Raw genomic sequence first — 14,359 nt, 5'->3', positions numbered from 1 at the left:
CGTCGACTCCCGCCCCGTCCGGGGACAGGGCCGTGGCGCTGCGCCGCCGGGGGCTGGCCGTCAGGAGGCCGGTGTCCCACGCCGCGTGGCCGGTTCGCGGGTCGACGGCCGTGATCCCCGCCGTGAGCAGGCCGCCCGGACGCACCACATGGATCAGGCCGTCGCCCACCACGGCGTCGGTGACGCCGTCCGGTACGGGGCAGGTCCAGCCGGTCGATCCGGTACGGGCGTTCAGCCGCGACAGTGACGCGGTGGCCACCAGGTAGAGCGCGTCGCCCTGACGCAGCAACCCCGCCCCGCCGATGTCCTTGGTCCACAGGGCGGTGCCCCGCTGGTGGCCGCCGGCGACGGGCCCGGGTCCGTCGCCGACGGCCGCAGCGCCACCGTCGCCGACGCCGCGGTGGACCCGGGCGACGGCACAGGAGCCGGGGCCGGAGGCGGCGCTGCGGCCGTCACCAGCTCCGCGATCTCGTCCTCGCGGCGCCGGATCAGCCCTGACACCGGCTCCCGCTCCCACCAGGGCTCCGCCCCGCTCCGCGCCCCGCACCAGGCGACGATCGCGGGGAGGTCGGGCCGGTCCCCGGGCGCCCGGCTCAGCACCCGGCCGAGGAAGTCCCGCCACGCGGCGCCGCCGGGCAGCCCGGTGAGATCGGGGGAGTCGTGCAGCGTCCGGTAGAGGATCCGGTGGACGGCGCCGGTGCCGTACGGGGCCCGTCCCGTCCCCGCGTACGCCAGCAGCGCCCCCAGGGCGAACACATCGGCGGGCGGCCCCGGCTCGCCGGCGCCGGTCAGCAGCTCGGGCGCGATGAAGCCGGGCGAGCCGATGATCTCGCCGCTGCCGGTCAGGCTCTCCTCGCCCGTCCCGGTGGCCGTCTTGGCGATCCCGAAGTCGATCAGCATCGGACCCTCATGGGTGAGGACGACGTTCGACGGCTTGAGGTCGCGGTGGACCAGGCCCGCGCGGTGGACGGCGGCCAGCGCCTCGGCGAGCGCGGCGCCCAGTCCGCCGAGGCCGTCGGCGTCGAGCGGTCCGAGCGCGGCCAGCGCCGCCGTGAGGGTGGGGCCCGCGCAGAACTCGGTCGCGAGCCAGGGCCGGCGGCCGTCCGGGTCGGCGTCCAGCACCGCCGCGGTGAACGGGCCCGCCACCTTGCGGGCGGCCACCGTCTCGCGCCGGAAGCGTTCGCGGAACTCCGGCTCGGCGGCGAGGTGTTCGTGCACGGTCTTGACGGCGACCAGCCGCCCGGACGCGGACCGGGCGAGATGCACCCGCCCCATCCCGCCCTCCCCGAGCACGGCGACGAGCCGGTACCCCGCGAGCTGCTCCATGCGTCCGCTCTCCCCCCCCGGACCCGCGGTGCTCGTGCGCCCTCGGGTCGGTCACTGCGACGCCCGGAGCGGCCCGGGAGGTTCCCTTCGGAGCGCGCCGGTCCAGGCCGGTCCAGTGTGCCGGTCGGGTGCGCCCACCCGTCGGTGAAGGCGGGGCGATGGGGGAGTGCGAAGGGAGTGGAAGGGGCGCGAAAAAGGGGCGCGTTTGGTTTCGGGACGGGTGATCCGGCCGCTCGTCCGTGGCCGGGCATGGCGCGGTGGGGCCCCTTGGGCGCATACTCCAAGTAATGACAAAGTCAGCCGGATCCCGGCGCCACCTGCCGTCCAGTCCCTTCAACCGCCAGGCCCCGGCCTCACCCCCGCCCGAGCAGTTCGACGTGGGGGACCGGGTCTCCCACGATCAGTTCGGGTTGGGAAGAGTCATCGGAGTCGAGGGCGAACACGCAGTGCTCATTGATTTCTCGGGTCGACAGGGGCGGATCCTGAGCCCCTTCGCCAAGCTCACCAAGCTCTGAGGTCCGCCCCGGCCCCCGGGCCCGCGGCGGACCTTCAGGACCCGCGGCGGCCCGGGGGCTCCGCTCTGCCCGCGTGCGTCAGAGGATCTTCGCGGCGGGCTTCACCATCCCGCGGACCGTCCGGGACTTCACGAACTCCCCGAGGCCGGTCATCTCCCACTCGCCGGAGAACTGGCGGATCAGCTTCGCCATCATCACGCCCGTCTGCGGCTCGGCGGTGGTCAGGTCGAAGCGCACCAGCTCCTCGCCGCTCGCCGCGTCGATCAGCCGGCAGTACGCCTTGGCGACCTCGGTGAACTTCTGCCCGGAGAACGAGTTGACCGTGAAGACCAGGCCGCTCACCTCGGCGGGGATCGCACCGAGATCGACGACGATCACCTCGTCGTCACCCCCGCCCTCACCCGTGAGGTTGTCGCCGGAGTGCTTGATCGCCCCGTTCAGGATGGACAGCTTGCCGAAGTAGCAACTGTCCAGATGGTTCCGGTTCGGACCGTAGGCGATCACGGACGCGTCGAGGTCGATGTCCTTGCCCCGGTACGCGGGCTCCCAGCCGAGGCCCATCTTCACCCGGCTGAGCAGCGGGGCGCCGCCCTTGACCAGGGACACCGTCTGGTTCTTCTGGAGGCTGACCCGGCCCTTGTCCAGGTTGATCTTCCCGCTGCCGGGCGCGGGCGCCGCAGGCGCCGGCGGCGGTGTGGCCGGGACCGGGGGAGCGGCGACCCGGGGATCGGCGATCGCGGGCGCGGGGGCCGGGGTGGGCGCCGGGGCGGCGGCCGGGGCGGGCTCCTCGACGGAGACGCCGAAGTCGGTGGCGATGCCGGCCAGCCCGTTCGCGTACCCCTGGCCGACCGCGCGGGCCTTCCAGGCGCCGTTGCGCAGATAGACCTCCACGATCACGAGGGCCGTCTCCGCGCCCAGCCGCGGCGGGGTGAACGTGGCCAGCGCCGCGCCGGTGCCGGCGTCGCGGATCGTGGCCGTGGGCTCGATGCCCTGGAAGCTCTGCCCCGCCGCGTCCGGGCTCGCCGTGACAACGATCTTCTCGATGCCGGCGGGCACGGCGGCGGTGTCGACGACGATCGCGTCGGGCGCCGAACCCCCGCCGGAGCGGTAGCTCACGCCGGGGCCCGCCGGCTGGTTGTAGAAGATGAAGTCGTCGTCTGAGCGCACCTTGCCGTCGGCGGTGAGCAGCAGGCCCGATACGTCGAGCCGCACGGGAGCGGCGACGTCCACCGCGATGTGAGCGGTGGGGAGAGGGATGTTCGAGCCGGGGGTCATAGCTGTCATGCCAGACGTAACGAACGACCCCGCTTTGCCGTTCCCTTACCTTCGCCCGCCTTCCACGGCCTTTCCCAGCCTTCCCCGCCGCCCTGGCCGACCCCGTGTCCGCCGCCCTGTCCGCGGCCCTCCCCGCGGTTCCCCCGCGCGGCTCTCAGTACGGCCACCGCGGCGGGTCGGTGGTGAAGGCGCCGCCCAGCCGCGTGTGTGCCGGGTTCGCCGGATCCGCCTCGCCCTGCTCCGCGATCAGCTTCTCGGCGTACTGCTCCGAGTCGTCCTGCGGCTCGTACCCGAGCGCCCGCGCCGTCGTCAGGTCCCACCACAGCCGGGTGTTGGCGGACGAGCCGTAGACGGTGGTGTGGCCGACGTTCTCGGCGGTGAGCGCCGCGTCGAAGAGCCGGGCGCAGTCGCCGGGGCTCAGCCAGATGGAGAGCATCCGTACGGAGGTGGGCTCCAGGAAGCAGGAGCCGATCCGTACGGAGACGGTCTCCTGGCCGTGCTGGTCCCAGTAGAGCTGCGCCAGGTCCTCGCCGAAGCACTTGGAGAGCCCGTAGAAGGTGTCGGGACGGCGCGGCGTGTCGATCGGGATCAGCGGCTCGCCGGACTCGGGGCGCGGGGTGAAGCCGACCGCGTGGTTGCTGGAGGCGAACACCGTGCGCCGTACCCCGGCCGCGCGCGCCGCCTCGTACAGGTTGTACGTCCCCTCGATGTTGGCGCGCAGGATCTTGTCGAAGGAGGCTTCCAGCGAGATGCCCGCGAGGTGGATGATCGCGTCGACGCCCGAGACCGCCTCGCGCAGCGCCGCCTTGTCCGCCAGGTCCGCCGTGATGGCGTCCGGCTCGCCCTCGATGGGCGTGGCGTCGAAGAGCCGCAGCTCGTAGCCGTACGCGGGCAGCAGGCCCCGCATCAGGGTGCCGAGGCCGCCGGCGGCGCCGGTGAGCAGGACGGTACGGGGTGCGGGCATGGGCGGAATCTCCTCGACTGTTCGGAGAACACTCAGATTCGTAGACAGAATTCACATGCGTGGACAAAATAAGGAGCGTGGCGGGCCATCGTCAAGTGTCGCCCGCAGGCGGCGAATCCGTCCCCGCGTTGCGGCATCCCGTCTTGACCGGCCCTTCCGGCTGGCTTAGCGTGGCGGCGTTCAGAAATATGGACACCAATCAGGATGATGAACGAGCCATCAACGCTCGCCCCACGGCCAGGGAGCGCCCGTGACCTCAGCCCCGCTCGCCGCCCGCCTCACCCGAGTGGCCGGACCGCTGTTCTTCCCCGTCACCGCGTACGGTCCTGACGGCGGCCTCGGCCTCGACGCCTTCCGCGCGCATGTGCGCGGCGGGGTCGACGCGGGCGCCGCCGCGGTCTTTGTGTGCTGCGGCACCGGCGAGTTCCACGCCCTGGACCCGGACGAGTACCGCCGGTGCGTCGCCGCCGCCGTCGAGGAGACGGCGGGTCGCGTCCCCGTCGTGGCGGGCGCCGGCTACGGCACGGCGCTGGCCGTGCGGTACGCGCGGATCGCCGAGGAGGAGGGCGCGGACGGGCTGCTCGCCCTGCCGCCCTATCTGGTCGTCGCCGACCAGGAGGGCCTGGTACGCCACTACACGGAGCTGGCCGCGGCCACGTCCCTGGAGACCATCGTCTACCAGCGCGACAACGCCGTCTTCACCCCCGCGACCGTCGTCGCGCTGGCGCGGATCGAGAAGATCATCGGCCTGAAGGACGGCTGCGGCGACCTCGACCTGATGCAGCGCGTCATCAGCACTGTCCGCCGCGAACTCCCCGGGCGCGCGTTCCTGTACTTCAACGGGCTGCCCACCGCCGAACTCACCGGGCTCGCCTACCGGGGCATCGGCATCACCCTCTACTCCTCCGCCGTCTTCGCCTTCGCCCCCGACATCGCGCTCGCCTTCCACCGGGCGCTGACCACCGGCGACGACACGACGGTCGACCGGCTGCTCGACGGCTTCTTCGTCCCGCTGGTCGAACTGCGCAACCTGGGCCGTGGCTACGCCGTCTCGCTCGTCAAGGCCGGGGTACGGCTCGGCGGCCTGGACGTCGGAGAGGTACGGCCGCCGCTGCGCGAGCCCCGGGCCGACCACCTCAAGGCCCTCGCGGAACTCGTCGAGCACGGCCGTACGCTGCTCCCGGACACCACGGGGACCACGGAGGCCGGCGAGGCGTCCACCAAGTCAGCCGAGTCAGCCGAGTCAGCCGAGTCCGCCGAGTCAGCCGAGGAGGGCGCGTGAAGACTTCCACCTTCGTCTATCCCTGGGATGTGGTGGGCGACCCCGACGCCCCCGCAAGGATCGCCGACCTCGGCGTCCAGCAGGTCACCCTCGCCGCCGCCTACCACTCCACGCGCGCCCTCACCCCGCGCCATCCGTGCCACCGGATCGTCACCGCCGAGCACGCCGCCGTCCTCTACCCGCCGGACGCCGCCCGCTGGGCGGGCCGCGAGCCGCGCCCGTACCCCGCGGGCGCCTGGGCCCCCGGCGACGCCTACGGCGAGGCCGCCGAGGCGCTGGCGGGCGCGGGGCTCGACGTGCACAGTTGGGTCGTCCTCGCGCACAACTCCCGCCTCGGCGCCGAACGTCCCGACACCTCCGTGGTGAACGCCTACGGCGACCGCTACCCCTGGGCTCCCTGCATCGCGCGCCCCGCCGTCGCCGCGTACCTGACCGAGCTGGCCGCCGAGGCCGCCGTACGCCCCGGCACCGGCGGCACCGAGCTGGAGTCCTGCGGCTGGTACGGACTGGGTCATCTGCACGCCCACGACAAGACCGGCGGGGTCGCCCTCGGGGACGCCGCGCAGTATCTGATGTCGCTCTGCTTCTGCGAGGTCTGCCAGGAGGGGTACGCGGGCCTCAGCGCCGCCCCGGACGAACTGGCCGCCGCCGTACGGCGTGCGCTGGACCCCGTGTGGGCCACGGGGTCCCGGGAGAGCGGCTGGAGCGCCGTCGAGAAGCTGCTCGGCGCGGATCTCGCCGCCCTCACCGCCGCTTGGCGCGGCGGCGTCGCCCAGGGGCTCCAGGGGGCGGCCGTCGCCGCAGTACGGGCGGAGGCAGCCCCCGGCTTCCAGGTGCTGCTGCACGCCGACCCCACCCCGTACCGTGTCGGCGCCAACCCGGGCGTGGACCCGGCGCACATCCTGGGCGTCGCGGACGGTGTGGTCCTGCCCTGCTCCGGCGGCGCGGCGGCGGCGATGCTCGGCCCGTTCGCGGACCACCGCACCGGGACCTCCGTGCTGGCGGCCAACTTCGGCGTCGTCAGCGGCATGGGCGGCAGCCCGGCCACCCTCGCCGAGGACGCCGCGCACGCCGCCGAACTGGGCGCGACCGAACTGCGGCTCTACCACGCGGGCCTCGCCTCGGACGCGGACCTGAAGGCGGTCACGGAGGCGCTGTCAGACCTGCGCGGCTGAGTCCGGCGTGTCCGGCGTGGCTCCCGCCGGCGCCGCCCGCAGGAGCCACCCGGCCGTCAGCAGCCCGGCCGCCCCGGCCACCGGCAGCAGGACGGTGTGGTCGACGACGGCGACGAGCCCCGCGCCCACCGCCAGCGCCAGCGCGTTCGGTAGGTAGATCAGCGTGTTGGCCGTCGCCGCTGTCCGGCCGAGGACCGCGTCCGGAGTCTCCCGCTGGACGGCCGTCAGCGCGGCGATCAGCACACACGGCAGCCCCGCGCCGACGCCCACGGCGCTCGCCAGCACCACCGCGTCGTACGGCAGCGCCCGCGCCGCGACCGACACCGCGAACAGCGCGATCCCGGTGCCCGCGTACACCCGCTCGGGCAGCCGCCGCAGCAGCGGGCCGGCCAGCACCCCGGTCAGAACCGACCCGGCCCCCTGCGCCGCGTACAGCACCCCTACGTACGGGGGCGCGTGGCCGAGCCCCCGGTCCACCACGGCGTAGATCAGCGCCCCGTTGACCCCCGCCAGCAGCATCGTGGCCGACGCGGCGAGCACGAGCGGGCGGACGGCGGGTGTTCCCCGCAGCCGCCGGACCCCCTCGGCGAGCCCGGTCCGCCAGGCGCCCGGCGGCCCCGGGTCCGGCCGCTCCTCCCGTACCCGCAACAGCGCGAAGAGACCGGCGGCCAGGACGAACGTCGCCGCGTCGAGCAGGGCGACCGGGCCGCCGCCGTACCGCGCGTAGAGCGCCGCGCCCGCGAGCGGCGCCAGCAGCTTCATCCCCTCGTTGGCGGTCATCCGCAGCCCGTTGAAGTCGCCCAGCAGCCGCCGGTCGACGGCGGTCGCGACGAGCGCCGCCTCCGCCGCGTCCTGGACGACCCCGCTCGCGCCGTACACGAACAGCACCCCGAACAGGATCCAGAGACGGTCCGCCGAGTCCACGACGAGCAGCGCGGTGAGCAGCACCGCCAGCGAGAGCTGACAGCCGATCAGCAGCGGTCGCCGCCGCACCCGGTCCGCCACCACGCCCAGCACGGGCCCCACCAGCACCGGCGCCCACATCGCGAAGACCGTGAGCGCGGCCAGACTGTCCGACCCGGTCAGCGACTTGACCCAGATCCCCGACACCAGCCACAGCGCGGACGTACCGAACCCGGAGACGACGACCCCGGCGAGAGCGAGCGCCGCGTTCCGGTCCCGCAGCACGCCGCCACGCGTCGACCCCATGATCTCCCCCACTCCTGCCGCCGAACCGCACGGGGCGCCAGTGTGGCCGCTGAGGAGCGGACCGGCGCATGGGGAGAACGCCCTACTTCCAGCCCCGGTAAGGCGCCTCAAGGCGCCTCAAGGCCCTTAGGGGCCCTAAGGGACGCTAAGAAGGGCGGGGCCGTACCGGGTCACTTCAGCGCCGCCCGCATCATCTTCTGCGCGATCGGCGCGGCCAGCCCGTTGCCGCTGACCTCCGAGCGGGCCGCGCCCGAGTCCTCCACGATCACCGCGACCGCCACCTCCTTGCCGCTGGACGAGTCCTTCGCGTACGACGTGAACCAGGCGTACGGCGTGCGGCTGTTGTCCACGCCGTGCTGCGCGGTGCCCGTCTTGCCGCCCACCTCGGCGCCGTCGATCCTCGCGTTCGTCCCGGTGCCGTCCTCGACGACCGTCACCATCGCGCTGCGCAACTGCTCCGCCGTCGTGGCCGAGACGATCCGGGTCGTGTCCCCGTCCGGGTACGACTGGAGGGTGTCGCCGCTCGCGTTCACGACCTTCGACACCATGTGGGGCGAGGCCATCAGCCCGTCGTTCGCCAGCGCCGCCGACACCATCGCCATCTGGAGCGGCGTCGCCGTCACATCGAACTGGCCGATGCCCGTCAGCGCCGTCTGCGCCTTGTCCATGCCGGACGGGTAGACGCTCGCCGAGGCGCGGACCGGCATGTCCTGCGAGGAGTCGTTGAACCCGAACTTCTCCGCCGTCGCGCGCACCTTGTCCTGGCCGAGATCGTCGGCCATCTTCGCGAAGACGGTGTTGCAGGAGTACCGCAGGGCCGTACGGATGGTGGCGTTCTCGCACGGCGCGGAGCTGTTCTCGTTGCGCAGGACCCTGGACGTCGTCGGCAGCGTGTACGGGTCGGGGCTGTCCGTCGCCTCGTCCACCGAGCTGTAGAGACCGTCCTCCAGCGCCGCAGCGGCGACCACCAGCTTGAACGTCGATCCCGGTGGCAGCGGCTGCCGCAGGGCGCGGTTGACCATGGGCTTGTCCGTGTCCCCGGTGAGCTTCTGCCACGCGGCGCCGTCCGTCGTCCCGCTGATGTCCGAGGGGTCGTACGAGGGCGTGCTGACCACGGAGAGGACGCGGCCGGTCTTCGGGTCGATCGCGACGGCGGCGCCCTTGGTGGAGCCGAGCGCGTCGTATCCGGCGCGCTGCACGGCGGGGTCGATCGTCGTCAGCACGTCGCCCGGCGCGGTCTGCTTGCCCGTGAGCGCGTCGAGCGGGTTCTTCAGCCGGCTGTCCGTCCCGTCGAGGACGTCCGCGTAGATGCCCTCCAACTGGGTGGAGCCGTACGCCTGCGAGCTGTAGCCGGTGACGGGCGCGTAGAGCGCGCCGTCCTTGTACGTCCGCTCGTACTCCAGATCGCTCCCGCTCGTTCTCGCGGAACCGGTGACCGGCGAACCGGCCACGATGATGTCGCCCAGTGGCCGCGCGTACTGGGCGATGGCGGTACGACGGTTGTACTTGTCGTCCGCGAGCGCCTTGGCCTCGTACGCCTGGACCCAGGTCGCCCGCACGAGGAGGGCGAGCACCAGGGACAGGCAGATGACCGCTGTGTGTCTGATCGTCTTGTTCATCCCGTACGAGGGACGAGCGGGGGAGGGGGCCGCGTTCCCCCTGAGGGCTCTTCTCAGGAACTCTTCATACGGGGTCCGGCGCGGGGCGGGTCCGGCGCCGCAGGGTCCGGCGGCCCGGGGCTCAGAGCCGTCGCGTGGCGAGGGTGAGCCGGTCGCGCGCGTCGAAGAGCGTGTCCTTGATCATCTGCTCGTGGGCGGGCGTGAGCCGGGCCACCGGCACCGAGCAACTGATCGCGTCCCGCGCCGGTGTCCGGTACGGGATCGCGATCCCGAAGCAGCGCAGCCCGAGGGTGTTCTCCTCGCGGTCCACGGCGTACCCCTGCTCGCGTACGGTGTGCAGCTCCTCGATCAGCCGCTCACGGTCCGTGATGGTGTGCTCGGTCAGCGCGGGCAGCGTCTCCGGCAGCAGCTTGCGCACCTGCTCGTCGCTGTGCGTCGCGAGCAGCGCCTTGCCCAGCGAGGTCGAGTGCGCGGGCAGCCGGCGGCCGACGCGGGTGAAGGGCCGCAGATAGTGCTGGGACTGGCGGGTGGCGAGATAGACCACATTGGTGCCGTCGAGCCGCGCGAGGTGGATGGTCTCGCTGGTGTCGTCCGAGAGCCGGTCCAGCGTCGGCCGCGCCGCGGCCACGACCTCGTCCCCGTCGATGTACGACGTGCCGACCAGCAGCGCCCGTACGCCGATGCCGTACCGCGTCCCCGTCGCGTCCGTCTCCACCCAGCCCAGCTCGACCAGCGTGCGCAGCAGCATGTAGAGGCTCGACTTGGGGTAGCCGACCGCCTCCTGGACGGCGGCCAGGGAGTGCATGCCGGGGCGCCCGGCGAAGTATTCGAGCAGCTCGACCGTCCGTACCGCGGACTTGACTTGCGCTCCACCGGTTTCCGCAGTCGACATCGTCCCTCGCCTCTTCTGTCCCGCTCGTCTTGCCCGCTTGACCGCTCTTGACCACACAGAACGTGCGGAAATAGAGTCCTTGCACATTCACTATCAGGAACCCTGTTCAGAATACCGAACGTTTCCGGGTCGGGAGCCGAGGACGGTGAATGATCCGTACGTCCGTGAGTCGGGAAGGAAGCCGCGGTGGCAGCAGCACCAGTCTGGAGTGTCGACCCCCGAACGGGGAAGCCGCGTGAGCAGGTCGCGCACGAGGCCACGGCCGAGGAAGTGGACAGCGCGGTACGGGGCGCGCACGCCGTCAGGGGAGCGCTCGCGGACCGTACGGTGCGCGCCGCCCTGCTCCGTACGGCGGCCGACCTGCTCGACGCCGCGGGTGAGCACGTCATCGAGGCGGCGGACGCCGAGACCGCCCTCGGACCTGTCCGCCTCACCGGCGAACTCGCCCGCACCACGGCCCAGTTGCGGGCCTTCGCCGAGGTCGTCGACGAGGGTGCTTTCCTCGACGTACGCATCGACCACGCCGACGGCGACCGCACCCCGCCCTGGCCCGACCTGCGCCGCTACAAGGTGCCGCTCGGCGTCGTCGCCGTCTACTCCGCGAGCAACTTCCCGTTCGCCTTCTCCGTACCCGGCGGCGACACCGCGAGCGCCCTCGCGGCCGGCTGCCCGGTCGTCGTCAAGGCGCACCCCGACCACCCCGCCACCTCCGAGCTGTGCGTCTCCGTGCTGCGCAGGGCCGCCGCCGAGGTCGGGCTGCCCGAGGACGTGGTGAACCTCGTCCACGGCTTCGAGGCCGGGGTCGAGCTGGTCAGGCACCCGCTGGTGTCGGCGGCCGGCTTCACCGGCTCCGTACGCGGCGGACGCGCCCTCTTCGACGCGGCCTCCGCCCGGCCCACCCCCATCCCCTTCCACGGCGAACTGGGCTCCCTCAACCCCGTCGTGATCACCGAGGCCGCCGCCGCCGGGCGCGCCGAGGAGATCGGCGCCGGACTGGCCGGATCGATGACGCTGGGCGTCGGCCAGTTCTGCGTCAAGCCCGGCTTCGTCCTGGCCCCCGCCGGTGAGCCCGGCGACCGGCTCCTCAAGTCCCTGACCACCGCGGTCAGCGAGACCGAGCCCGGCGTGATGCTCGACCACCGGATGCGCGACGCCTTCGTCGCGGGCGTGGCCGAACGGGCCGCGCTCCCCGGCGTGGACGCCCCCATCACCCCCGGCGCGGGCGGCGAGCACACCGTCAGCGCGGGCTTCCTGACCCTGCCCGCCGAGCTGCTCACCGCGGAGGGACCGCACGACCTGCTGCTGGAGGAGTGCTTCGGCCCGGTCACGGTCGTCGCCCGCTACACCTCCACGGACGAGGTCACCTCGATCCTCTCCCGCCTCCCGGGCAACCTCACCGCCACCCTCCAGCTCGCCGACGAGGAGGCCGACGGCACCGAGCCCGGCGCCACCGAACTCCTCGCCGAGCTGACCCCGCTGGCCGGCCGCGTCCTGGTCAACGGCTGGCCCACCGGCGTCGCGGTCGCCCCCGCGCAGCACCACGGCGGCCCGTACCCGGCGACCACCTCCACCTCCACCTCGGTCGGCGCCACGGCGATCGAGCGCTGGCTGCGCCCGGTCTCGTACCAGTCGACGCCGGCCGCGCTGCTCCCGCCGGAGCTGCGCGACGAGAACCCGCTGGACCTGCCGCGCCGCGTCGACGGCCGCCCGGAGAGCTGAGCCCCCCGCTCACCCTCCTGCTCCGCTGCCCCACCGCGCGTCCGTGCGGTGGGGCAGTCGCGTTCCGGCACCGCTGACCTCGGCGTCCCGGAAACGCCCCGTCCGGCCCGCTGCGCCGGACGGGGCATTTCGTGCCCGGCTCGGTTCCCCGGTGATGGCGCAGGTCAGGAGATACACCATGGACTACGAAATGCGCGCGGAGTACGAGGAGGGCGCCTCGCCCCATGACTCCGAACCCCGGTTCTTCGTCTGGCACATGACACGCGACGGCGAGACGACCGCCCTCTGCGGACGCGACCTCGACCCGGCCGCCGCCACGCAGACCGCCGACCTGTGGGGCACCCCCGCCGGACAGCCGCTCTGCCACGGCTGCGGCGCCTTCTACATCCACCAGGTGCCCCACCACATGCTGTGACCACATGCTGTGAGGGAATGACCCTGAGGAAATAACCCTGGGGAATGAGACACCGACCGGGCGGCGTTGCCCAGGGTGCGGAGGGTGCCTCCGTACCGGCAGAGCGGCGTCGCCTCACCCGTACGGGGCGCGATCGCGGCGAACGTGACCCTGGAGGGAATCAGACACATGCGCGTGGAGATATGGAGCGACATCGCGTGTCCCTGGTGCTACATCGGCAAGGCCCGGTTCGAGAAGGGTCTGGCCGGCTTCGCGCACCGTGACGAGGTCGAGGTCGTGCACCGGTCCTTCGAACTGGATCCCCGGCTGACCAAGGGGGAGACCGGGACGGTCATCGACATGCTCGCGGCCAAGACGGGGCGCACCCGTGCGGAGGCCCGCGAGATGGAGGAGCACGTCGCCTCCAACGCCCGCTCCGAGGGGCTCGGTTACCGCGTCGAGGGCCGTGACTACGGCAGCACCTTCGACATCCACCGGGTGCTCCATCTCGCCAAGGCCCGTGGCCGCCAGGACACACTCCTCGACCTCGTCTACCGGGCCAACTTCGCCGAGGAGCGCTCCGTCTTCGACACGGACACGCTGGTGGCGCTCGCGGTCGAGGCGGGCCTCGACGACGCCGAGGTGCGCGGGGTGCTCGCCGATCCCGACGCGTACGCCGCCGAGGTACGGGCCGACCAGCGCGAGGCCGCGGAGCTGGGCGCGAACGGGGTGCCGTTCTTCGTGCTCGACCGGCGGTACGGCGTCTCCGGGGGCCAGCCGGCCGAACTCTTCACGCAGGCGCTGGAGCAGGCGTGGGAGAGCCGTCCGCAGGCCGGGGCCCATGCATAAGAAACGCTTGGGTCCACCCTTCGGCGACGCGTGATTGACCGGGGGACGGCGGGCTTGCAGGGTGGGGCGCATGGAGACTCTGGTGAGTGACGAGTTCGCGCCGGACATGACGTATCTGAACACCGCCACCTGTGGGCTGCTGCCCCGCCGGTCCGTCACCGCGGTCCAGGCGCTGGCCGAGGCCAACGCGACCGGGCGGGGCGGGGACGGGCCGGGGAGTTTCGAGGTCATGGACGCGGCCCGCGCCTCCTTCGCCCGCCTCGCCGGGGTCCCGGCCGACCGGGTCGCGGTCGGCGGTTCGGTCTCCGTACACACCGGGGTGATCGCCGCCTCACTCCCGCCCGGCGCCGAAGTCCTGCTGCCCGAAGGGGAGTTCAGCTCGCTCCCGACGCCCTTCGCCGTCCGCGGCGGTCTCCGGCCGCGGTACGTCCCGCTGGACCGGCTGGCCGAGGAGATACGGCCGGAGACCGCGCTCGTCGCCTTCTCCGCCGTCCAGTCCGCGGACGGCAGGCTCGCCGATCTGCCGGCGGTACGGTCCGCCGCCGCGGCGCACGGCGCCCGTACGCTGCTGGACGCCAGCCAGTCGGCCGGCTGGCTGCCGCTGGAGGCGGGGGCGTACGACTACACCGTCACCGCCGGCTACAAGTTCCTGTGCTGCCCGCGCGGTACGTCCTTCCTCACCGTGACCGAGGAGGCGCAGGAGCGGCTGGTGCCGATCCACGCGAGCTGGGGCGCGGGCGAGGACCGCTGGGGCAGCGTCTACGGGCCCGTGGGAGAACTGGCCCACTCGGCGCGCCGCTTCGACGAGTCGCCGTCCTTCCTCTCGTACTACGGCGCCGAACGGTCCCTCGCCCTCCTGGAGGAGATCGGCGTCGACCGGATCCACGCCCACGCCACCGCCCTCGCCGCCCGCTTCCGCAAGGGGCTGACCTCCCTCGGCCATGAACCGGTGGACGCCGGGGATTCCGCCGTCGTCGGCATACCGGGGCTGGACCACCGCCACGCCGAGCTCCGGAAGGCCCGGGTGGCGGTCGCGGTCCGCGCCGGCTCGCTGCGGGCCGCCTTCCACCTGTACAACACCGCCGCGGACGTGGACCGGGCGCTGGAAGTGCTCGCCGAGGCCCCCTAAACCCCGCGGCG

General features: G+C 73.1%; 13 protein-coding genes and 1 pseudogene. 7 read left to right on the top strand and 7 right to left on the bottom strand.

Features of this window, described 5'->3' with window-relative positions; all coding sequences use genetic code 11:
- Positions 1-10: 10 nt before the first annotated feature.
- Together ACIO3P_RS37105 and ACIO3P_RS37100 are read right to left on the bottom strand one after the other, a co-directional pair.
- A pseudogene (locus ACIO3P_RS37105) lies at positions 11-337 on the bottom strand (PQQ-binding-like beta-propeller repeat protein); the annotation flags it as partial.
- The gene (locus tag ACIO3P_RS37100) at positions 232-1,275 is read right to left on the bottom strand and encodes a serine/threonine-protein kinase (RefSeq protein WP_401850828.1); all 1,044 of its coding nucleotides are present in this window, start codon (positions 1,273-1,275) and stop codon (positions 232-234) included. The pseudogene ACIO3P_RS37105 and the gene ACIO3P_RS37100, both read right to left, overlap by 106 nt.
- Before the next feature lie 338 nt (positions 1,276-1,613).
- Here ACIO3P_RS37100 and ACIO3P_RS37095 point away from each other — a divergent pair, with 338 nt between their 5' ends.
- On the top strand, positions 1,614-1,841 hold the full coding sequence (locus tag ACIO3P_RS37095; RefSeq protein ID WP_078490871.1) for a hypothetical protein: 228 nt from the start codon (positions 1,614-1,616) through the stop codon (positions 1,839-1,841).
- Positions 1,842-1,919: 78 nt separating this feature from the next.
- On the opposite strand, the gene ACIO3P_RS37090 is transcribed toward ACIO3P_RS37095, so the two are convergent.
- Both ACIO3P_RS37090 and ACIO3P_RS37085 read right to left on the bottom strand, forming a co-directional pair.
- A complete protein-coding gene (locus ACIO3P_RS37090) occupies positions 1,920-3,116 on the bottom strand; it encodes a TerD family protein (RefSeq protein ID WP_401789633.1) in 1,197 nt (398 codons plus the stop codon).
- Between the two features lie 154 nt (positions 3,117-3,270).
- On the bottom strand, positions 3,271-4,080 hold the full coding sequence (locus ACIO3P_RS37085) for an NAD(P)-dependent oxidoreductase (protein WP_329826193.1): 810 nt from the start codon (positions 4,078-4,080) through the stop codon (positions 3,271-3,273).
- 250 nt (positions 4,081-4,330) lie between these two features.
- On the opposite strand from ACIO3P_RS37085, the gene ACIO3P_RS37080 reads away from it, so the two are divergent.
- Positions 4,331-5,362 carry a 5-dehydro-4-deoxyglucarate dehydratase gene (locus ACIO3P_RS37080; protein ID WP_401850276.1) on the top strand — a complete coding sequence of 344 codons (1,032 nt, stop codon included), beginning with the start codon at positions 4,331-4,333 and terminating at the stop codon, positions 5,360-5,362.
- Positions 5,359-6,537 (top strand): hypothetical protein, encoded by a 1,179-nt coding sequence (locus ACIO3P_RS37075; protein ID WP_401850275.1) that lies wholly within the window; start codon positions 5,359-5,361, stop codon positions 6,535-6,537. The genes ACIO3P_RS37080 and ACIO3P_RS37075 overlap by 4 nt, the downstream gene beginning before the upstream one ends.
- Here the strand turns inward: ACIO3P_RS37075 and ACIO3P_RS37070 are convergent.
- The 3 genes from ACIO3P_RS37070 to ACIO3P_RS37060 all read right to left on the bottom strand — a co-directional run bounded on the left by ACIO3P_RS37070 (position 6,520) and on the right by ACIO3P_RS37060 (position 10,257).
- Positions 6,520-7,746, bottom strand: a complete 1,227-nt coding sequence (locus tag ACIO3P_RS37070) for an MFS transporter (protein WP_401850273.1) — start codon at positions 7,744-7,746, stop codon at positions 6,520-6,522. The genes ACIO3P_RS37075 and ACIO3P_RS37070 overlap by 18 nt on opposite strands.
- A gap of 170 nt (positions 7,747-7,916) precedes the next feature.
- On the bottom strand, positions 7,917-9,365 hold the full coding sequence (locus tag ACIO3P_RS37065; RefSeq protein ID WP_401850271.1) for a peptidoglycan D,D-transpeptidase FtsI family protein: 1,449 nt from the start codon (positions 9,363-9,365) through the stop codon (positions 7,917-7,919).
- A 121-nt stretch (positions 9,366-9,486) separates the two neighbouring features.
- Entirely contained in the window at positions 9,487-10,257 is a 771-nt protein-coding gene (locus ACIO3P_RS37060) for an IclR family transcriptional regulator (protein WP_329826198.1), read from the bottom strand.
- Positions 10,258-10,443: 186 nt separating this feature from the next.
- Here ACIO3P_RS37060 and ACIO3P_RS37055 point away from each other — a divergent pair, with 186 nt between their 5' ends.
- From ACIO3P_RS37055 to ACIO3P_RS37040, 4 genes are all read left to right on the top strand, one after another.
- On the top strand, positions 10,444-11,976 hold the full coding sequence (locus tag ACIO3P_RS37055) for an aldehyde dehydrogenase (NADP(+)) (RefSeq protein WP_329826199.1): 1,533 nt from the start codon (positions 10,444-10,446) through the stop codon (positions 11,974-11,976).
- Positions 11,977-12,154: 178 nt separating this feature from the next.
- Positions 12,155-12,391, top strand: a complete 237-nt coding sequence (locus ACIO3P_RS37050) for a hypothetical protein (RefSeq protein WP_329826200.1) — start codon at positions 12,155-12,157, stop codon at positions 12,389-12,391.
- 168 nt (positions 12,392-12,559) lie between these two features.
- Entirely contained in the window at positions 12,560-13,219 is a 660-nt protein-coding gene (locus ACIO3P_RS37045; protein ID WP_329826201.1) for a DsbA family oxidoreductase, read from the top strand.
- A 70-nt stretch (positions 13,220-13,289) separates the two neighbouring features.
- A complete protein-coding gene (locus tag ACIO3P_RS37040; RefSeq protein ID WP_329826202.1) occupies positions 13,290-14,348 on the top strand; it encodes an aminotransferase class V-fold PLP-dependent enzyme in 1,059 nt (352 codons plus the stop codon).
- The last annotated feature ends 11 nt before the right edge of the window (positions 14,349-14,359 follow it).

It is taken from the genome of Streptomyces sp. NPDC087310 (assembly GCF_044744405.1).
GTDB lineage: Bacteria > Actinomycetota > Actinomycetes > Streptomycetales > Streptomycetaceae > Streptomyces.
The sequence above is the reverse complement of the archived record's forward strand: the minus strand, read 5'-3'. Positions and strand labels throughout refer to the sequence as shown.